The following is a 1123-nucleotide window of genomic DNA, read 5'->3' as shown; positions in this document are numbered from 1 at the left end:
GTAAGCGTCTAGCGAACCACACCTAGCATCGATGTTCTGATTATCTAAAAATACCTGCTCAATGATAAATTCGGAGCAGGTGATGAAAACTTACAGAACAAGCGCACAGTGGCAGCAGCTTTTGCTGAAACGCAGTACGTTTAGTGGTACTAATATTGAATTCTGCCAACACCATAATGTCGCTATTACGACTTATTATAAACAACGTGCTTTACTGGCAAAAGACCAGCCTAATTCCACCTTGCCAGTGCACACGCAGTGCCTTACATCATCACGTTTTGTCCAGGTAAAACAAACTACTGAAGTCTGCGCGCAAACTCGTCAAAATACGCTGCAGTTTGATACGCTAACCGGCCAACTCACGTTTCCTATCGATTTAGCGACGGCCGATATCGTTGCCATTATTAAAGGGCTAACGGTATGAGGATGTTCGTTGATGTACCCACCGTCTATTTATGTGCCGATGCCGTTGATTTTCGAAAATCAATTAATGGTCTGGCGGCGTTGGTGGAAGCAGAGCTTGAACTACCCGTGCTCAGTGGTGCGCTATTTGTGTTTTGTAATAAAGGCCGTGACAAACTCAAACTGCTTTACTGGGATAACACCGGTTTTGCACTGTGGTATAAGCGATTAGATAAGCATAAGTTCAAATGGCCCAAACTCATGTCACCCACCATGACCTTAAGCGAGCAGCAATTACACTGGTTATTATCGGGTTATGATGTGATTGGACACAGTAAAATTGATGTCGCAGGTAAGCAAATGCTTTAATATTTGCGATCGATTGATGATCATCAAAGTGAGTTCAGTTAGCACTGCAAAGCCTTTGATGATGCCTTAAAATAGGCGTCATGAAAAATGAACTCGCCCTTAAACAGCGCATTGCTGAACTTGAAAAACTGTTAGCGCAGAAGGATGCCCAGATTGCGGCATTGGAAGAGCGCTGGAGCTTGGCCCAACAAAAACAATTCGGCAAAAGTGCTGAAGGCTTTGCCGGGCAAGGCGAGTTATTCAATGAAGTGGAAGAAATTGTTGAGGAAGTTGAGGCAGAGCAACAATCCATTAGCTATACCCGTAAAAAGCCGGTGCGTAAGCCACTGCCAAAAGACTTACCTCGTGAGCA

3 protein-coding genes are annotated in these 1123 nt (G+C 44.3%); all 3 read left to right on the top strand.

Going from position 1 to position 1123, the window contains the following annotated elements; translation table 11 throughout:
- Nucleotides 1-82 precede the first annotated feature (82 nt).
- On the top strand, nt 83-424 hold the full coding sequence (locus AAEY57_RS19260; protein WP_008467385.1) for a hypothetical protein: 342 nt from the start codon (nt 83-85) through the stop codon (nt 422-424).
- Nucleotides 421-771: an IS66 family insertion sequence element accessory protein TnpB gene (tnpB, locus tag AAEY57_RS19255; protein WP_010554756.1), complete on the top strand. Its 351-nt coding sequence runs from the start codon at nt 421-423 to the stop codon at nt 769-771. The genes AAEY57_RS19260 and tnpB overlap by 4 nt, the downstream gene beginning before the upstream one ends.
- Before the next feature lie 80 nt (nt 772-851).
- A partial coding sequence (locus AAEY57_RS19250; RefSeq protein ID WP_350314887.1) for an IS66 family transposase occupies nt 852-1123 on the top strand: 272 nt, incomplete at its 3' end.

Origin of the sequence: Pseudoalteromonas sp. MER144-MNA-CIBAN-0113, assembly GCF_040308965.1 — a bacterium.
Taxonomy (GTDB): domain Bacteria; phylum Pseudomonadota; class Gammaproteobacteria; order Enterobacterales; family Alteromonadaceae; genus Pseudoalteromonas; species Pseudoalteromonas tetraodonis.
Note: the sequence above shows the minus strand (reverse complement) of the source record. Positions and strands in the feature narration are given on the sequence as shown.